Here is a 17237-nt window from a genome sequence, read left to right as displayed (position 1 = left end):
GCACAGCGTACGCGTACAACCGATGGTTGTGGCTGTTGTCCTGCTGGTTGTTTGCTTCCGGCCCGGCCTGCTGGTTTTCATGTCCGGGGTCAACGGGAGGTTGTGCGTGAAGCTGGGTCGGCAGTTCGGATGGCTGTGGGCCGCGTACTCGGTGAGCGCACTCGGCACCTATCTCGCCTTCGACGCGTTCTCGGTGATCGCTGTGATCGCCCTGCACGCCGGGCCGGCCGAGGTGGCGCTGCTCGCCGCGACCGGGCCCGCGGTGGGTGCCGTGCTGGCGGTGCCGCTCGGGCCGTGGGTGGAGTTCCGGCGCAAGCGGCCGGTGATGATGACGATGGACCTGATCCGGTGCGCCGCGCTGCTCACCATCCCCCTCGCCTACGCCCTCGGCGGCCTCGGCCTCGGCCAGCTGCTGCTCGTCTCCATGCTCGTCGCGGCGGCCGACATCACCTTCAACGCGGCATCCGGCGCCTTTCTCAAGACGCTCGTACCGGCCGACGGACTGCTCAGCGCGAATGCCCGGTTCGAGTCCACGAACTGGACCGCCCTGGTCCTCGGACCGCCCCTCGGCGGCGCCGCGATCGGGCTGTTCGGTCCCGTGACGACCGTGCTGGCGAATGCGGTCAGCTTTCTGCTCTCGGCCCTGGGCATCCGGGCCGTCGGCGGCGGCGAGCCGCGCCCTGGGCGCACCGGAGCCGAACGCCTGCGGCCGGCCGACCTGCTCGACGGCTGGCGGCACATCCTCACCAGCCCGGCCCTGCGGCCCCTCTTCTTCAACAACCTCGCGGGCAACGCCCTGATCATGGTCGCCGTGCCGCCACTGGCCGTCCTCATGCTCGGCCGGCTCGGCTTCGCCCCCTGGCAGTACGGCCTCTCCTTCGCCGTGCCCTGCCTCGGCGGCCTCCTCGGCTCCCGGCTGGCCCGACCCCTGGTCGCCCGCTACGGACAGCGGCGGGTACTGCGCACCGCGGGCACCCTGCGCGCCGTCTGGCCGCTCGGACTGGCCTTCGTCCAGCCCGGGCTGCCCGGGCTGCTGCTGGTGATGGCCGTGGAGTTCGGGGTGATCACCAGCTCGGGCGTCTACAACCCCGTGTACGCCACCCGCCGCCTGGAGTGCACCCCGAACGACCGGGTCGCCCGCACCCTGTCCGCCTGGTCGATCACCGGCAAGGCCACCACGGCCGCCCTGACCGCCCTGTGGGGCCTGCTGGCGAGCCTCACCGGCCCGCGCACCGCCATCGCCCTCGCCGGCGTCCTGCTGCTCGCGACCCCGACGCTGCTGCTGCGGGAACCCCGGGAGGCTACGGCACGACCGTCACCGGCCAGCGCCCCGCCTTCACCAGCCGGATCGCCACCGAACCGATGATCCGGTGGCCGGCCTGCTCCGAGGCGCCCACGACCACCGCGTCCGCCTTGAGCTCGTCGGCCGCCTTCACCAGCCCGCCGTAGGGGTCGCCGCGGAAGGTGTGGAACTCCCAGCGCACATCGAATATCCCCTTGACCCGCTCGGTCGCCTCCCGGATGTAGCTGACCAGGTCCTCGGCGATCTCGTCGGTCGTCTCCGCCACCGGCGCCCCGAGCGCCGCCCCGGCGGCCAGCACCGGCTGTACGTACACCACGGCAAGCAGCGCGTGCTGCCGCCGGGCGAGCCCGCCCGCGTACGCCGCGGCACGCAGCGAGGAGTCGGAGCCGTCGACCCCGACCATGATGACCTTCGGCCCGTCCGTACCGCGCTCGAACCGGTGTGAGTCCGAGGGTGAGTGCGCATGCTGTTCCGCCACGGCTCGAGGCTATCGGAAGCGCGGTTTCCCGCGCCGGTGCGGGGCCGTGCGACCTGCGGTGCAGCGCAGCGGGCCGGCGCCTCGACGGGCGAGCCGCGCGACCCCTTCCTACAGTCGGAACCATGACCGCCAGCGCGGAGCCCGCCGCACGGAGGGACCCCACGGCCCCGATACCCCCGCCCGCCGGCGGGCGCCTCGGCTGGGTGCCCGAGGCCTTCGCGACGCTCTTCGCCGCGCTCGGCCTGCTGTGCGCCCTGCTCGCGCTCATCGAACCGCTGCGCGACCTGCTCCAGCCGGTCGTGCACGTCCTCGACCTGCTGCTCCTGCCCATCAGCGCCAACCTGGCCTACGCCGTCTTCCTGTTCCTGCTGGCCGCCGCCACCGCCGCGCGCAAGAAGGTCGCCTGGTGGCTGGTCGTCGTCTATCTCGGCCTGGTGGTCCTCACCGACGCGCTCGGCGTGGGCCTCGGCATGTACGCCGAGTCGCTGCCGTCCCTGGTGCTGTGTGGCCTGCTCCTGCTCCTGCTCGTGGCGGCCCGCGGGGAGTTCTACGCCGCCTCCCGCCACGGCGCCGTCCGGCGGGCGCTCGCCGTGCTGCTGGGCGGTCTCGTGGTGGCCATTCTGCTGGGCTGGGCGCTCGTCATGCTGTTCCCGGGCACGCTCCCGGCGAACGAGCACTTGGCCTGGGCGGCCGACCGGGTGTGCGGCGGACTGGTCTCGGGCCGATCCTTCTCCGGCCGCCCGCCCCGCAAGGTCACCTTCGTGCTCGGCCTGCTCGGCGCCCTCGCCCTGCTCAACGCCGCCGCCACGCTGTTCCGTTCCCAGCGCCTGGAAGCCGCCCTGCACGGCGACGAGGAGGCCCGCATCCGCGCCCTCCTGGCCGTCTACGGCGAACGGGACTCCCTCGGCTACTTCGCCACCCGCCGCGACAAGGCCGTCGTCTTCTCGCCCAGCGGCAAGGCCGCCGTCACCTACCGCGTCGAGGCCGGCGTCTGCCTCGCCAGCGGCGACCCCGTCGGCGACCCCGAGGCCTGGCCGCACGCCATCGCCGCCTGGCTGGACGTGGCCCGCCGCTACGCCTGGGCGCCCGCCGTGATGGGCGCCTCCGAGGACGGCGCCCGCGCCTACGCCCGGGCCGGACTGGGCGCCCTCCAACTCGGCGACGAGGCGATCGTGCACGTGGCCTCCTTCGACCTGGGCGGCCGGGACATGCGGGTGACCCGGCAGGCCGTGCACCGCGTCCGCCGCACCGGCGCCACCTGCCGCATCCGCCGGCACGCCACCCTCACCGAACACGAGATGGAGGAGATCGTCGACAAGGCCGACGCCTGGCGCGACACCGAGACCGAGCGCGGCTTCTCCATGGCCCTGGACCGGCTCGGCGACCCCGCCGACGGCGACTGCCTGCTGGTGGAGGCCCTCGGCGAGGACGGCCGGCTCCTCGCCCTGCTGTCCTTCGTGCCCTGGGGCCGGGACGGCGTCTCCCTGGACCTGATGCGCCGGGACCGCGCCGCGCCCAACGGGGTCATGGAGTTCATGGTGGCCGAACTGTGCGCCACCGCCCTCAAGCTGGGCATCCGCAGGATCTCGCTGAACTTCGCGGTCTTCCGGTCGGTCTTCGAGGAGGGGGCCCGCATCGGCGCCGGACCCATCCTCAGGCTCTGGCGCCGACTGCTGCTGTTCTTCTCCCGCTGGTGGCAACTGGAGGCCCTGTACCGCTCCAACGCCAAGTACCACCCGGAGTGGTACCCGCGCTTCATCTGCTATGGCGACACCGCCTCCCTCGCCCGCATCGGCCTCGCCTCCGGCATCGCCGAGGGCTTCGTCTCCGTACCGTCTCTGCGCAAGCTCTGGGGAAAGGGGCACCTGAAGGCCGGGCAGCGGCCCGCCACCACCCACGGGCTGCCGCCCCTGACGGCGCTCGGCCTCGGCGGAGGGGAGCGGGCCGGACCCGCGGCTCCGGGGGCGGGCCTGCCCGATCAGGTCCGCGTACGGCACCGCAAACTCGACCGGCTGCGCGCCGACGGCACCGACCCCTACCCGGTCGGCGTCCCCGTCCGCACCCACGCCCTCGCCGACGTGCCCCCCGGCGAGGACGTCACGGTGGCCGGACGGCTCATGCTGGTCCGCGACTTCGGCGGCATCGTCTTCGCCGTGCTGCGCGACTGGTCCGGCGACCACCAGATCGCCCTCACCCGCAGCGGCTCCGGCGCCGCCCTCGACCGCTTCACCGCCGCCACCGACATCGGCGACCACATCACCGCCACTGGCCGCACCGGCCTCAGCGACAAGGGCGAACCCACCGTCTTCGTCACCTCCTGGCAGCTCACCGGCAAGTGCCTGCGCCCGCTGCCCGACAAACGCCGCGGCCTCACCGACCCCGAGGCGAAAGTCCGCCGCCGCTATCTCGACCTCGCCACCAGCCCCGCCGCCCGCGCCGTGATCCGGGCCCGCTCCGCCGCCGTACAGGCTCTGCGCCAGGGCCTGCTGGACCGCGGCTTCGTCGAGGTCGAGACCCCGATGCTGCAGCAGATCCACGGCGGCGCCAACGCCCGCCCCTTCACCACCCACATCAACGCCTACGACCTCGACCTGTATCTGCGCATCGCCCCCGAGCTGTATCTGAAACGGCTGTGCGTGGGCGGCCTGGAGAAGGTCTTCGAACTGGGCCGCACCTTCCGCAACGAGGGCGTCTCCTACAAGCACAACCCCGAGTTCACGATGCTGGAGGCCTACCAGGCGTACGCCGACTACGGCGTCATGCTGGACCTCACCCGCGAGCTGATCCAGGGCGCCGCGACCGCCGCCTTCGGCTCCCCGGTGGCCCGCAAGGACGGGCAGGAGTACGACATCTCCGGGCGATGGCCGGTCAGGACGGTGTACGGCGCGATCTCCGAGGCGCTGGGCGAGGAGATCGGGCCCGGCACCGAGCTGCTGCGGCTGCACCGGCTGTGCGACCGGGCCGGAGTGCCGTACACCGCCGACGACGGGCCCGGGGACATCGTGCTGGAGATCTACGAGCGGCTGGTCGAGCAGTACACCGAACTCCCCACCTTCTACAAGGACTTCCCGACGGACGTCTCCCCGCTGACCCGGCAGCACCGCGCCGACCCGCGGCTCGCCGAGCGCTGGGACCTCGTCGCCTTCGGCACCGAACTCGGCACCGCCTACTCGGAGTTGACCGACCCCGTCGAGCAGCGCCGGCGGCTCACCCAGCAGTCGCTGCTGGCCGCCGGCGGCGATCCGGAGGCCATGGAACTCGACGAGGACTTCCTGGAGGCCCTCGAGTACGCGATGCCTCCGACCGGAGGCCTCGGCCTCGGCGTCGACCGGCTCGTGATGTTCCTCACCGGCCTGACGATCCGGGAGAGCCTGCCGTTCCCGCTGGTGCGCCGCCGCTGAGCGCCGGGTCCCCGGCGGGGTCCGGGAAGCGGTGCCGGGGCAGGGTCAGCAGCGCGATCACGGCGCCGGTCGCACACAGCGCCACGCCCAGCTCGAAGCAGTCCCGGACCGCGCCGGCCACGAAGGCCCGGTAGTCGAAGTGGCTCCCGTAGGGGGCGGACGCCGGTGCGCGCATCGCAACGGAGACGACCCCGGCGAACAGTGACACGCCCAGGCCGGCGCCCAGTTGCCGGGAGGAGTTCAGGCCCTGGGGCAGCGCACCGCTCCCGGAGCGGGCGAAACCGGCGGGCAGGGCCAGCACCGCGCAGCCGAAGGCGACCAGCAGCAGCGGCAGCAGCACATCGGCGAAGCGGAAGGCGTCCTCCCGGCTCAGCAGGACGAATCCGACGGCCGCCACCGCGCAGGCCCCGGCCACCGCCGCACCGAGCCCGATGCGCGCGGCCAGCCGGGGCAGGGCCAGGCAGCCCAGCAGCACCCCGGCGACGGCGGACAGCAGGGCCCAGCCGACCTGCATCACGGACAGCCCGCCGATCACCTGCAGGGCGAGCGTGAGGGCGTACAGGACACCGGCCAGGCCGGCTGCCAGCAGCGCCACCACCGTGTACCCACCGAACGCGGCCCGCTCCCTGTGCAGCCGGGCGAACAGCTCCGGCATCCGCTCGCCCCGGCCGAGCAGGCCCAGCGCGGACGGCACCAGCGCGCCCGCCACCGCGATGACGACCACCGTCGTCGCGGACACGCTGTGGTCACCGAGCCAGTCGGCGAACCACGCAAGGAAACCCAGCGGGACGACGCCCAGCGCCGCACGGCCCACCCGGGCCCCCGCCGCGGGCAGGGGCGCGGACTCGGTGAGCACCACCGGGGTCAGCACCAGCAGCACCGCTCCGGCGACGGCCTGCACCCAGAACACCGTCTCGCCCCGCACCGAGGCGTCCAGCAGCAGGGCGGTGGGCAGCAGCATCGCCGGTCCGGCGCAGGCGACGACAGCGAAGTGCACGCTCAGCGCCCGGTCCCGGCCGGGACCCTCCGGATGCGTGGAGTCGATCAGCGCCAGCGCACCGGCTGTGATCACCGCCGCCGCGACGCCCTGCACCGCCCGCGAGGCGAGCAGCACCCCGGAGTCCTCCGTCACGGCCGCAGCCACGGCGGCGAGGCTCGACAGGGCGAGGCCGCCCATCAGCACGCGTCGCCGCCCGAGCGCTTCACCCAGCGCCCCCGCGAGCACCGGCAGCGCGGCGAAGCACACGCTGTACACGCTCAGCAGCCAGGTCAGCCCCTGGAAGGACAGCTGTGACCGGACCGCGATCCACGGCAGCCCCACCGTGAAGACGGTGGTGTCGAAGACGACCAGCACCTGGGCCGCCGCCAGCAGCACCACCGCCGGCCCCCTGCGCTGCGGCCCGCTCTCTCCCCCGTGCGCCAACTCGACTCGCCCCCATATCCGTTGTCGGATGCTGTCTCCGGACTGAATGACCGTCAAAAGCCCATGACAGGTTCCGCGCCGGCCCCGGCACTGGTCCGTCCGGGGGTATTCCCGCTGGCGCACCGGTGTCGCTGTGGAGCGTCGGAGTCCGGGGGGGCGACTGATGGATCATGCAGAAGGATCACTTGCCCACACGGCGCCGGATGCTCCTGGCGGGCGCCGCGGCGCTGGGAGCCGCCGGTACCGCCGGAGCCATCGTGGCCGGCGGCGCCGAGGACGGCGCCGGGACGGCCGCCGCCCCCGCCCCCGGACCGCAGGCCCGTCAGGCGCTGAGACCCTCCGCCTTCCGGCTCCAGCCGCTCACCGGTGACGGACCGCCGCGTGCCGCGCCGCGCGGGCTGAAGGTCCGCAACGAGCCCATCCTTCAGATCTCCGGCCGCGGCCGGCGCATGATGCTGACCTTCGACGACGGCCCCAACCCCCAGTACACGCCGCACATCCTGGACACCCTAGCCAAGTACGGCGTGCGGGCCATGTTCTTTCTGTGCGGCGAGTGCGTCGTCGACAACAGGGAACTGGTGGCCCGGATGGCCGACGAAGGCCATGTAGTCGGCAACCACACCTGGACCCATCCGCTGCTGACGACCCTCGACCGCAAGCAGATCCGCTCCGAGATGAAGCGCACGAGCGACGTCATCGAGGACGCCTACGGCGAGCGCCCGCAGTGGTTCCGCGCGCCTTACGGCGCCTGGAACCGGGCCGCGTTCCAACTGGGCGCCGAGATGGGCATGGAGCCGATGGGCTGGACCGTCGACACCACCGACTGGATGGAGCCGGGCACCGCCGCCATCGTCGACCGGGTGGAGAGCGGTGCCGCCCCCGGTGTGGTGGTGCTCTCCCACGACGCCGGGGGCGACCGGTCCCAGACCGTCCATGCGATCCGTGAATGGCTGCCCCATCTCCTGGATTCCGGATATCACATGACCGTGCCGCTCCGGCGCGTGTAACCGTTTCCCGGGTCTTCGCCCGCCCGGCCGCGGTGGCTTCAGTTCACCGCGACCAGACGGGCGAAGACGACGACGTTCCCGTCGTAACCGTTCTGCTTGGAGAAGCCGCCGCCGCAGGTGATGACCCGCAGTTCCGGCGTTCCCTTCGAGCGGTACACGCGGTCGCCCGGAAAGCCGCTCTTGGGGAAGACCTCGACGCCATAGGTCTCGAACACCGCGGTCTTTCCGTCCTTGCGCAGGACCTCGATCCGGTTGCCCTTCCTCAGTGCCCCGAGTCCGTAGAACACGGCGGGGCCCCGCTTGTTGTCGACGTGCCCCACGACGACGGCGGTGCCCTTCTCGCCCGGGGAGACCGCACCGGTGAACCAGCCCGCCAGATTCGGGTCGTCCGGCGGCGGCGCGGCGACCCAGCCGGCCGCGTCCAGACCGACCGGCATGACCGGCGCGTTCACCCGGATCGCGGGGATGCGGACCCGGTCGGCGGCGGAGAACCCGAGCGGGGTCGGGGCCGTGGAGTGGGTGCCCACGCCGACACGGCTGTCCGCCACGCCGACACGGCTGTCCGGGGCCGCCGCCGCGGCAGGCTGCGGCGGACCGGTGTCCAACTCCCCCGAGCCATTCCGAATGAGCGCCAGACCGGTCAGCAGGACAAGCGCTATCACACCCCACGGGGCCCGCTTCCTCCGCCGCTCCTCCTCTTCGGCAAGCTCGGAAAGCTCGGACGCAGACATTCGCCATCCCCTCTCGACGCGGCCTCAACGTCCATCGCGCATGGGAAAACGCTAAATCCGGCGCGGGCGGCGGACGACGGGGCGAGTGGCGAACGGGTGGCCCACGGCCTGTGCGGTGCGCCATCCGAGTTGCCATTTCCGGAGGACTTCTGACGGGCCGTGACCTGCGGCAATATCCGATTGTGTGCTTTTCGTGCGGTATGCCGGCTCACCAGGACGGACCATTCTCGACATGCGGGCGTGTTCCGCGCGCCCGAGGGTCTTTCCGGGAGGTGTTTTCTCGCCGATCAACCGGGGACGGTTCCCGGGCGCCTCCCGCGGAGGATTCAGATGCGAAACCAACGCGCCCTGGCGGCCGCGTGCGCCGCGGTCGCGGTGCTCGGCTTCGCCGCCCCTGTGGCCGTCGCGGACGGCACGGGAAACGGCGGCGGCACGGACAGCGGCATCAGCGGCAGCTTCGACGACCACCGGCACTTCGACGACAACGGGCTGCTCGACGACAACGGGCATTCCAACGACAACGATCACTTCAACGACAACGGGGAGCACAGCCGCGACGCGGGCCGCGGGGACGGCGGCGGCCGGGGCGACGACCACAACTGGGAGGGCGACCGGGGCGGCGACGACCACAACTACGGTGGCCGGGGTGACGACTCCGGCGGACGCGGCGACGAATTCGGCCGTGGTGACGAATCCGGCCGTGGTGACGAATCCGGCCGTGGTGACGAATCCCGTCGGGATGGCGACCTCGCCGACAACAATGACGACTTCGGCGGACGTGGCGACGACGGCCCGCGGAACATCGTCACCAGGCCGGGCGTGCTCCCGGCCGGCGGCCGGCTCGCCGTCACCGTGGACAGCTGCCGCGAGGGCACCATGTCCTCCCCCGCCTTCACCACCACCCAGCTCGACCGGCGGAGCGACGACAGCTCGCGCGGCACCATCCACATCGACCGCGACGCCCCTCCCGGCCGGTACGACGTCACGGTCCACTGCGACGGCAGGACCCTGGTCCGCCCGGCCGCTTTCACCGTGCTCGGCGGCGTCCAGGGCGGTTTCGGCGGCAGCAGATCCACCGGCGCCACGCCGGCCGACATGGCCGTCGGCGCCGGACTGGTGACCCTTGCGGTCGTCGGGGGCGGCGCGTTCTGTCTGCGCCGCCGGCGCGAGCAGCGGAGCTGAGGACCCGCCGCCCGGCCTGCCACGTCCGCACCGCAACACCAGGAACGACCGCACATCCGCGCCGGCGCAGAAGCGCGAACCGGGCACGGGTGTGCGGTCGTTCGCGGGGAGACGCCCCCTGGTCGGGGGACTGTCAGGTGACGCCCGGGAACAGGTTCATGAACGGTTCCGCGGTCACCGCGATGCCCCGGCTGAACGGTGCGTCGAAGTCCCAGATGAGGAACAGCATGAAGGCGATGGTCGCGGAGAACAGCCCCGCCAGGACCAGTTCGCGTCTGGTGCGCCGGATCTGCAGCGCGAACACCATGCCGATGGTGACCAGCGCCCCGGTGAGCAGGCCCCACCACACCACCGACGGCATCGTGGCCCCGGTGGAGTCGGCGCGGGCGTTGCGCGCCTGGTCGGCCGCGGTCACCTGGTCCAGGAGCGGCTGGTAGGCCTGCGCCTCGAAGTCGTTCTTCGGCTTGTAGTCGGTGACGTCCTGGCGGACCTTCCGCAGCAGCTGTCCGCCGCGGTCGGTGACGCGCTCTTCGTGGGACATCGTCCGCCACTCGTGGTGGACGACATAGGCGACATAGGTGTTGACATCCATGCGGATCCGGTCACGGACGTCCGGCGGATAGACCCGGACCCGTTCCGAGATCTCGTGCAGCGCCTGGGCCTCGGACTGCACATGGTCCTGGGCGGAGCTGCGGGCCTCCCACACACCCGCGATGGCCAGGCCCAGGACGATGGCGTACACGACACCGATCCACATCGTCATGTACTCGATGACGTCCGGGGTCTCGCTGGGATCCTCGTCCGCGGGGGCACGCTTGTGCCGTGCGACGGTGACGACCACCACCACAGCACAGGCCGCCAGCATCGCGAGGACGAGAACAAGCCAATCCGGCAACGGATACCTCCAGAAGGTGAGCGGCCGGCGCGTCAGCGCGGACGCAGCGCCGCGACGGCGACGATCGCGGGAACGGTGATGAGCAGGACGTAGGTGACCGGCGTGGTGTGGCCCGGCGCGACATGTGCGGTGCGGTGCGGGTGGTACGCCGGGTAGCTCACCGGCGTCACCGAGGGCCGCGGAGCGGGCTTCGGCTTCGGCGTGGGGGGAGGGGTGGGCGGCGGTGTCGGCCGCGGTGCCGGCGGAGCCGGGGCGGGGCGGGCCGGCGGCCTCGGCGTGGGCTTCGGTGCCGGGCGCGGAGTCGGCTTCGGCTTCGGTTTCGGCGGTGGTGGGGGCGGCGGTGGTGGCGGGGGTGGGGGCGAGGGCGTCGGTGTGGGCGGGGGCGGGGGCGGGGTGGGCGTCGGACAGGGCGGCGGGGTCGGCCAGTGGTCGCCGGCGTAGGCCACCGCCACCGTGCCGTCCGGGCCCGTGGAGGCGTAGGCGCAGGCGTCGGCCGACGCCGTGCCGGCCGGGCAGCCCACCAGGGTCCAGGTCAGCGCCATCAGGGCCAACACCCGTGCGGCGGGCGCGCATCGGGTCACTTCGGGTCCATGCACGCGGAGATCATGGGCTGCGAAAACCGGTCGTACGCCGTAGGGCGCCTGTATTGATCCGAAGGGAGGACATGGCGCGATCAATGGTTTGACGCGAAGAAAGAGCGTAGTTGGTGCGATATGCGCGCCCGTACGAACCCCGCGCGCCGGCATGCAGGACGGCGCAGGTCACAGGAGGCGGAAAGATTTTCCCGAAGAACTTCCCCGCCCCGTTGAACGCTCCAGCCCCCTCGGTGCGTACCCATGGCCGTGCGGCAGCGCTGCAGGGCGCTGCAACAACCAGGCGAATATGGGGAGTTGGAAATGAAGACCTCCTGGCGGACCGCCTCATTGGTGGCCACAGCCGCTGCGGTGCTGGCGCTGACGACGGCGTGCGGTCAGGACAACGGCACCAGCCCGGCATCGGCCGCCCAGAACGTCGGGGCCACCGCGCCCGCGGGCAGCCCGACCAGCGGTGCCGGCACCGGATCCGGAAACGGTTACGGCGCCGACGGCAACCAGAGCTCCAGCTCCCCGGCCCCGGCCGCCCCCGCGGGCAAGCTCACCGTGGCCGCCGACCCCAACCTGGGCAAGGTGCTGACCGACGGCTCCGGCCTCACCCTCTACCGGTTCGACAACGACACCGCCAACCCGCCCAAGTCGAACTGCGACGGCGACTGCGCCACCGCCTGGCCGCCCGTGCCCGCCAATGACGCCACGGCCGGCGCAGGCGTCGACAAGTCGCTGCTCGGCGAGGTGACCCGGGCCGACGGCACCAAGCAGCTCACCATCGGTGGCTGGCCCGCCTACCGCTACGCCAAGGACGCCAAGGCCGGAGACACCAACGGCCAGGGCGTGGGCGGCAAGTGGTTCGCGCTGGCCCCGAACGGCAAGAAGGCCTCCCTGGCCGCCCTGCCCGGTCTGTCCGTCCGCAAGGACCCCAAGCTCGGCGACATCATCGTCGACAAGAACGGCATGACGGTCTACCGCTTCCTCAAGGACAAGGCCTGGCCCAAGGTCATCTCCAACTGCACCGGGGCCTGCCTGCAGAAGTGGCCGGCCGTCGGCATCGTCAAGCCCGAGGACACCCAGGGTGTCAAGAAGAAGGGTCTGATGGGCTTCACCCGCCCCGACGGTGTGCAGCAGATGACGGTCAACTGCTGGCCGATCTACACCTTCTCCGGGGACAAGGCCCCCGGCGACACCAACGGTGAGGGCGTGGGCGGCACCTGGTACGCCGTCTCGCCCGACGGCAAGCCGGTCGGCGCACCGGGCAACTAGATCACCTCCCCAGGGTCGATCGCCCCGCCCGGCCCGGAGCGCCACCGAAGGTCCGCCCCCTCCGCACCGCACGGAGGGGGCGGACCGTTGTGCGTGGAGGCCGCGTGTGCGGGGACGGGCCCGCCAAGTGGGCACAGCCGTCACACAGCGGGTCCATCCGGGCACTTGCCGCAGGCTGTGGCGGGGAACGGACGGTCAATTTCCGGTTCGGGTCGCTCCTTTGCCGGGCGATCAGTAGCCTCAGCTCGAACACTGGATCGCCTGTCCCTGTCCCCTACCCTTGGAGAGATACATGGAGCGCCCCGCCTGGGCCCCACGGAGCATCGACATCACGGTGCCGAGCGTCTCGCGGATCTACGACTTCTACCTGGGCGGCTCGCACAACTTCGAGGTGGACCGGGAAGCGGCCCGCAAGGCGATGGAGTTCATGCCGGGCCTGCCGAAGATCATGCAGGCCAACCGGGCGTTCATGCGCCGTGCCGTGCGGTTCGCGGCCGGGGAGGGCATCACCCAGTTCCTCGACATCGGCTCCGGCATCCCGACCTTCGGCAACGTCCACGAGGTGGCCCAGGCGGCCGCACCGGGCGCCCGCGTGGTCTACGTCGACCACGACCCGGTCGCCGTCGCGCACAGCCAGGCGGTGCTGGCCGGAAACGACGACGCGGACGTGGTCGCGGCGGACCTGCGCAAGCCGCAGGAGATCCTCTCCAGCCCCCAGGTGGAGCGGCTGATCGAGCGGAACCGGCCAGTCGCCCTCCTCCTCGTTGCCATACTGCACTTCGTGGAAGACGCGGACGACCCCTACGGTGCGGTTGCCGAGCTGCGCGACGCGCTCGCGCCCGGCAGCCTGCTGATCCTCACGCATGCCTCGTACGAGGGAATCCCGCTGCCCGCCGAGCGGGCCGGGGGCGCGGTGGACGTATACAAGGACATTCGCAATCCGCTCATCATGCGCTCGCGCGACGAGATCGCGCGGTTCTTCGAGGGGTACGACATGGTGGAACCGGGACTGGTGCCGATGCCGCACTGGCGGCCGGAGTCGGCGCCGGAGGACGAGGATCCGTTCGCCTTCTCCGGATTCGCCGGCGTGGGGCGTACGGCGTGAGCGCCGAGCCGGACGGGCCGGAGGACAGACTGCGCCGGTTCACGACGATCTGGAGCCGGGCGGTCTACGCGGTGACCTCCACGTCGCTGACCCGGGCCGAATTCGAGAAACAACTGCTTCCGCTCGCCCGCCGGTTGAGCGAGCTGCTCCGGGCGCGCGGCTTCGACGCGGACGGCGCGAAGGCGGTCGGCGCCGCCCTGGTCGGCGCGCACTGCACCGACCCCGAGGCGCTCACCCGGACCCTGGACTGCGTGGACGCCTATCTGGTGCTGTACTGCGCCGAGGACGGCCCCCAGGACGAACCACGGCTGCGCTGCTCGCGGTTGCAGCACGCGATGGCCGCCGGATTCGCCGCCGCGCTGCGCGAACGCACCCTCGCCGAGCAGGAGTCCATCGCGCAGGCCGCGCTCAGGGCCCAGGGCGTGGTCGCGCAGGCGCTGCACGCCAGCGAGGCCCGCTTCCGCGCGGTCTTCGAGGGCGCGGCCATAGGGATCGGGATCGCCGACCTCGACGGCAACGTCCTGCAGGTCAACGAGGCGCTGCTGCGCATGTTCGGGCAGTCCGACCAGGCCCTGCGCGGCCGCCGCGTCCAGGACTGGGTGCACCCCGAGGACGCGCCGCAGACCTGGAAGCTCTACGACGAACTCGTCCGCGGCGAGCGCGAGCACTACCACCTCGAAAAGGCCTTCAACCGCCCCGACGGCACGGTGCTGTGGACCAACCTGACGGTCTCCCTGCTGCGCGACGCCGACGGCGATCCGCAGTACCAGCTGGCCCTCATGGAGGACACCACCGAGCGCCGGCTGCTCAACCTCCGGCTGCGCTACGAGGCCACCCACGACGCGCTCACCGGCCTGCCCAACCGCAGCCTGTTCTTCGAGCGCCTGGAGAAGGCCCTCAACGCGGCCGAAGGCCAGCGCTTCGGCCTGTGCTACCTCGATCTGGACGGCTTCAAGACCGTCAACGACAGCCTCGGGCACGCGGCCGGCGACCGGCTGCTGGTGGAGGTCGCCGACCGGCTGCAGTCCTGTGCGACCGCGCCCGGGGAGATGGTCGCCCGGCTCGGCGGCGACGAGTTCGTGGCCCTGACCACCGGCCCGGGCACCGAGCGCAAGGTCGACGAACTCGCCGAACGCATCATGAACGCCCTCGTCACCCCCGTCAGCATCGACGGCCGTGACCTGCTGGTGCGCGGCAGCCTCGGCATCGTCGAGGGCCCGGCGGGCGAGCGCACGGCGGCGGAGGTCCTGCGCAGCGCGGACATCACCATGTACCGGGCCAAGTCCGCGGGCGGCAACCGCTCCGAACTCGCGGACCCGGAGGCCGACGCCCGCGCGATCACCCGCCACGGCCTGACAACGGCCCTGCCCACGGCCCTGGAACGCGGCGAGTTCTTCATCGAGTACCAGCCGCTGGTCCACCTCGGCGACGGCAGCGTGCGCGGTGCCGAGGCCCTCGTCCGCTGGCTGCACCCCCAGCACGGAGTCCTCGGCCCCGACCGCTTCATCCCGCTCGCCGAGCACACCGGTCTGATCGTCCCGCTGGGCCGCTGGGTCCTGGAGGAGTCCATCCGCCAGGCGCGCGCCTGGCGGGAACGGCACGGCGAGGAGACGGCCGCGGGTCCCCTGCGCATCAACGTCAACCTGTCGCCGTGCCAGCTCAGTCATCCAGGCCTGGTCCAGGACACGGTCGACATCCTCGAACGCGCGGGTGTCGCGCCGGACGCCCTGTGCCTGGAGGTCACCGAGTCCGCCCTCATCGGCGCCGACGACGACCTGCTCAAACCCCTGCACCGGCTCGCCGAGATGGGCGTCGACATCGCCCTGGACGACTTCGGCACCGGCTACTCCAACCTCGCCAACCTGCGCCGCCTCCCGGTACGCATCCTCAAGCTGGACCGCTCCTTCACCCAGGGCATGCAGCGGTTCCCCGCCGACCCGGTCGACCTGAAGATCGTCGAGGGCATCGTCTCCCTGGCCCACAGCCTCGACCTGGCGGTCACCGTCGAGGGAGTGGAAACCGGCGCCCAGGCGGAACAGCTCCGGATACTGGGCTGCGACACGGCCCAGGGCTGGTACTACGCGCGCCCGGGCCCACCGGAGAGACTCCACGACCTGGCCTTGGTGGACGCAACGGGCTGATGTGGGGGGTGTGGGGGGGGCGCAGCCCCCCACAGACACCGTCACCGCTCGAGCAACATCCGCTGCAGCTCCCGCGCAGCCCGCGGCGGTGCCACGTCACTGCGGTGAGCCAGTGCAATGGCCCGCTGCAGCCCGGGCCGGGCCAGCGGGGTCACCCTGAGCCCCTGACCGGAGCGCGTGGCAACCATCCACGGCACCACGGCGATCCCCAGCCCCGCCCGGACGAACCCCAACACCGCGTCCATCTCACCGCCTTCGACCGCGAACTCCGGCTCGAACCCGGCGGAGCGACACGCCGCCACGGTCAGCTCCCGCAGGTCGTACCCGTGCCGGAACATCACCAGCCGCTCGCCCTCCAGATCGGCGATGTGCACGACGCGCCCGCCTTGCCCGGGGGCCGGCGCCTCGGGTGAGGACACCACCACCAACTCCTCCCGCAGCAGCTCCACCGTCGACAGCGCGGGCGCGGGCGTCGGCAGCGGCAGGACGACCAGCGCGAGATCGAGCGCGCCACGCGCCAGCTCCCGCACCAGATCGTGCGAGCCGCCCTCCTCGATCAAGAGCTGGATGCCGGGATAGCGGTCGTGGAAGGCGCGCAGCACATCCGGCAGCAGACCGGTGCACAGACTAGGCGTCGCCCCCAGCCGTACCCGGCCCCGGCGCAGCTGCACCAGCTCCTGCACCTCGTACCGGGCGGTGTCCGCGTCCGCCAGGATCCGCCGGGCCAGCGGCAGCAGCGCCTCACCGGCGTCGGTGAGCGTGATGTTGCCCCGGGCACGCAGGAACAGATCCGCGCCCAGCTCCCGCTCCAGCGCCTTGATCTGCTGCGAGAGAGAGGGCTGGGCGACATGCACCAGCTCGGCGGCGCGGGTGAAGTGCCGGGTCTCGGCGACGGCGACGAAGTACTGGAGCTGCTGGAACTGCATCCTGCAAGGATAGCTTCGCCCTATGGAAACGAGCTGGACCATGTCTTGGACCGATCGGGTCATACGCCCCTAGCGTGCTGGTCATGGCTCTGGCAACGCGGACGGACCGACGGCCGTCCATGGCGCGCACGATGTGGGACTCCTCCGTCGGCAAGAAGACAGTGATGGCCGTCAGCGGCCTGGTCATGCTGCTGTACCTGGTCGCGCACATGATCGGGAACCTGAAGATCTACTTCGGGGCCGGCGAGTTCAACCACTACGCCCACTGGCTGCGCACCATCGGCGAACCCTTCATGCACTACGAGTGGACGCTCTGGCTCATCCGGACCGTCCTCGTCGTCGCCGTGGTCGCCCACGCCACGTCCGCGTACCAGCTCAGCCGCCGCGACATCAGGGCGCGGCCCAGCAAGTACGTGCATACCAAGCCCCGGGCGAGCTACGCCACCCGCACCATGCGCTGGGGCGGCATCATCCTCGGCCTGTTCATCGTCTGGCACATCCTGGACCTGACCACCGGCACCGTGCACTCCGGCGGCTTCCAGGAGGGCCACCCGTACCAGAACGTGGTGGACACCTTCTCCACCTGGTACGGAAACATCATCTACATCGTCGCGATGCTCGCGCTCGGCCTGCACATCCGGCACGGCTTCTGGAGCGCCGCGCAGACCCTCGGCGTCGGCAGCCGCGCCCGCGACCGCGCCCTGAAGACCGTAGCCAACGTCCTCGCGCTGGTGCTCACGGCCGGTTTCATCGCCGTACCCGTGGGCGTCATGACCGGAGTGGTGAGCTGAC

The 17237-nt window shown here is 71.9% G+C and carries 14 protein-coding genes; 8 read left to right on the top strand and 6 right to left on the bottom strand.

The window, feature by feature from the left end; all coding sequences use genetic code 11:
* Positions 1 to 79: 79 nt before the first annotated feature.
* Positions 80 to 1366: an MFS transporter gene (locus ACZ5NH_RS31420; RefSeq protein ID WP_468780003.1), complete on the top strand. Its 1287-nt coding sequence runs from the start codon at positions 80 to 82 to the stop codon at positions 1364 to 1366.
* On the opposite strand, the gene ACZ5NH_RS31415 is transcribed toward ACZ5NH_RS31420, so the two are convergent.
* Entirely contained in the window at positions 1302 to 1781 is a 480-nt protein-coding gene (locus ACZ5NH_RS31415; protein WP_468780001.1) for a universal stress protein, read from the bottom strand. The genes ACZ5NH_RS31420 and ACZ5NH_RS31415 overlap by 65 nt on opposite strands.
* 122 nt (positions 1782 to 1903) lie before the next feature.
* On the opposite strand from ACZ5NH_RS31415, the gene lysX reads away from it, so the two are divergent.
* Positions 1904 to 5182 carry a bifunctional lysylphosphatidylglycerol synthetase/lysine--tRNA ligase LysX gene (gene lysX, locus ACZ5NH_RS31410; protein ID WP_468779999.1) on the top strand — a complete coding sequence of 1093 codons (3279 nt, stop codon included), beginning with the start codon at positions 1904 to 1906 and terminating at the stop codon, positions 5180 to 5182.
* Here lysX and ACZ5NH_RS31405 read toward each other — a convergent pair.
* On the bottom strand, positions 5127 to 6560 hold the full coding sequence (locus ACZ5NH_RS31405; RefSeq protein WP_468779997.1) for an MFS transporter: 1434 nt from the start codon (positions 6558 to 6560) through the stop codon (positions 5127 to 5129). The genes lysX and ACZ5NH_RS31405 overlap by 56 nt on opposite strands.
* A 215-nt stretch (positions 6561 to 6775) precedes the next feature.
* On the opposite strand from ACZ5NH_RS31405, the gene ACZ5NH_RS31400 reads away from it, so the two are divergent.
* Positions 6776 to 7612, top strand: coding sequence for a polysaccharide deacetylase family protein (locus tag ACZ5NH_RS31400; protein ID WP_468779995.1), 837 nt, complete (start codon positions 6776 to 6778; stop codon positions 7610 to 7612).
* A gap of 38 nt (positions 7613 to 7650) precedes the next feature.
* On the opposite strand, the gene ACZ5NH_RS31395 is transcribed toward ACZ5NH_RS31400, so the two are convergent.
* On the bottom strand, positions 7651 to 8343 hold the full coding sequence (locus ACZ5NH_RS31395) for a class F sortase (protein ID WP_468779992.1): 693 nt from the start codon (positions 8341 to 8343) through the stop codon (positions 7651 to 7653).
* A gap of 330 nt (positions 8344 to 8673) precedes the next feature.
* Between ACZ5NH_RS31395 and ACZ5NH_RS31390 the strand changes: the two genes are divergently transcribed.
* Positions 8674 to 9525 (top strand): hypothetical protein, encoded by an 852-nt coding sequence (locus ACZ5NH_RS31390; protein ID WP_468779990.1) that lies wholly within the window; start codon positions 8674 to 8676, stop codon positions 9523 to 9525.
* Between the two features lie 133 nt (positions 9526 to 9658).
* On the opposite strand, the gene ACZ5NH_RS31385 is transcribed toward ACZ5NH_RS31390, so the two are convergent.
* Positions 9659 to 10420, bottom strand: a complete 762-nt coding sequence (locus ACZ5NH_RS31385; protein WP_468779988.1) for a bestrophin-like domain — start codon at positions 10418 to 10420, stop codon at positions 9659 to 9661.
* 32 nt (positions 10421 to 10452) lie between these two features.
* Positions 10453 to 10581, bottom strand: coding sequence for a hypothetical protein (locus ACZ5NH_RS31380; RefSeq protein ID WP_365324601.1), 129 nt, complete (start codon positions 10579 to 10581; stop codon positions 10453 to 10455).
* 735 nt (positions 10582 to 11316) lie between these two features.
* Between ACZ5NH_RS31380 and ACZ5NH_RS31375 the strand changes: the two genes are divergently transcribed.
* The 3 genes from ACZ5NH_RS31375 (at position 11317) to ACZ5NH_RS31365 (ending at position 15519) form a co-directional block, all read left to right on the top strand.
* Positions 11317 to 12273, top strand: a complete 957-nt coding sequence (locus ACZ5NH_RS31375; protein ID WP_468779986.1) for an SCO0930 family lipoprotein — start codon at positions 11317 to 11319, stop codon at positions 12271 to 12273.
* Between the two features lie 292 nt (positions 12274 to 12565).
* A complete protein-coding gene (locus tag ACZ5NH_RS31370; RefSeq protein WP_468779984.1) occupies positions 12566 to 13378 on the top strand; it encodes an SAM-dependent methyltransferase in 813 nt (270 codons plus the stop codon).
* Positions 13375 to 15519, top strand: a complete 2145-nt coding sequence (locus ACZ5NH_RS31365; protein ID WP_468779982.1) for a putative bifunctional diguanylate cyclase/phosphodiesterase — start codon at positions 13375 to 13377, stop codon at positions 15517 to 15519. Before ACZ5NH_RS31370 ends, ACZ5NH_RS31365 begins: the two co-directional genes overlap by 4 nt.
* A gap of 41 nt (positions 15520 to 15560) precedes the next feature.
* On the opposite strand, the gene ACZ5NH_RS31360 is transcribed toward ACZ5NH_RS31365, so the two are convergent.
* Positions 15561 to 16445 (bottom strand): LysR family transcriptional regulator, encoded by an 885-nt coding sequence (locus tag ACZ5NH_RS31360; RefSeq protein ID WP_451556398.1) that lies wholly within the window; start codon positions 16443 to 16445, stop codon positions 15561 to 15563.
* Between the two features lie 119 nt (positions 16446 to 16564).
* Here ACZ5NH_RS31360 and ACZ5NH_RS31355 point away from each other — a divergent pair, with 119 nt between their 5' ends.
* Complete coding sequence (locus ACZ5NH_RS31355; protein ID WP_468780146.1) at positions 16565 to 17236, top strand: succinate dehydrogenase; 672 nt, start codon at positions 16565 to 16567, stop codon at positions 17234 to 17236.
* The last annotated feature ends 1 nt before the right edge of the window (position 17237 follow it).

This window comes from Streptomyces sp. NPDC031426, from assembly GCF_055581585.1.
This window is presented reverse-complemented; position numbering and strand designations above follow the sequence as displayed.

What these genes read in the sequence shown, in the direction of transcription:
- ACZ5NH_RS31390 (WP_468779990.1), top strand. Translation starts at nt 8,674, where the DNA reads ATGCGAAACCAACGCGCCCTGGCGGCCGCGTGCGCCGCGGTCGCGGTG.
- ACZ5NH_RS31370 (WP_468779984.1), top strand. Translation starts at nt 12,566, where the DNA reads ATGGAGCGCCCCGCCTGGGCCCCACGGAGCATCGACATCACGGTGCCG.
- lysX (WP_468779999.1), top strand. Translation starts at nt 1,904, where the DNA reads ATGACCGCCAGCGCGGAGCCCGCCGCACGGAGGGACCCCACGGCCCCG.
- ACZ5NH_RS31400 (WP_468779995.1), top strand. Translation starts at nt 6,776, where the DNA reads ATGCAGAAGGATCACTTGCCCACACGGCGCCGGATGCTCCTGGCGGGC.
- ACZ5NH_RS31395 (WP_468779992.1), bottom strand. Translation starts at nt 8,343, where the DNA reads ATGTCTGCGTCCGAGCTTTCCGAGCTTGCCGAAGAGGAGGAGCGGCGG.
- ACZ5NH_RS31375 (WP_468779986.1), top strand. Translation starts at nt 11,317, where the DNA reads ATGAAGACCTCCTGGCGGACCGCCTCATTGGTGGCCACAGCCGCTGCG.
- ACZ5NH_RS31360 (WP_451556398.1), bottom strand. Translation starts at nt 16,445, where the DNA reads ATGCAGTTCCAGCAGCTCCAGTACTTCGTCGCCGTCGCCGAGACCCGG.
- ACZ5NH_RS31355 (WP_468780146.1), top strand. Translation starts at nt 16,565, where the DNA reads ATGGCGCGCACGATGTGGGACTCCTCCGTCGGCAAGAAGACAGTGATG.
- ACZ5NH_RS31420 (WP_468780003.1), top strand. Translation starts at nt 80, where the DNA reads ATGTCCGGGGTCAACGGGAGGTTGTGCGTGAAGCTGGGTCGGCAGTTC.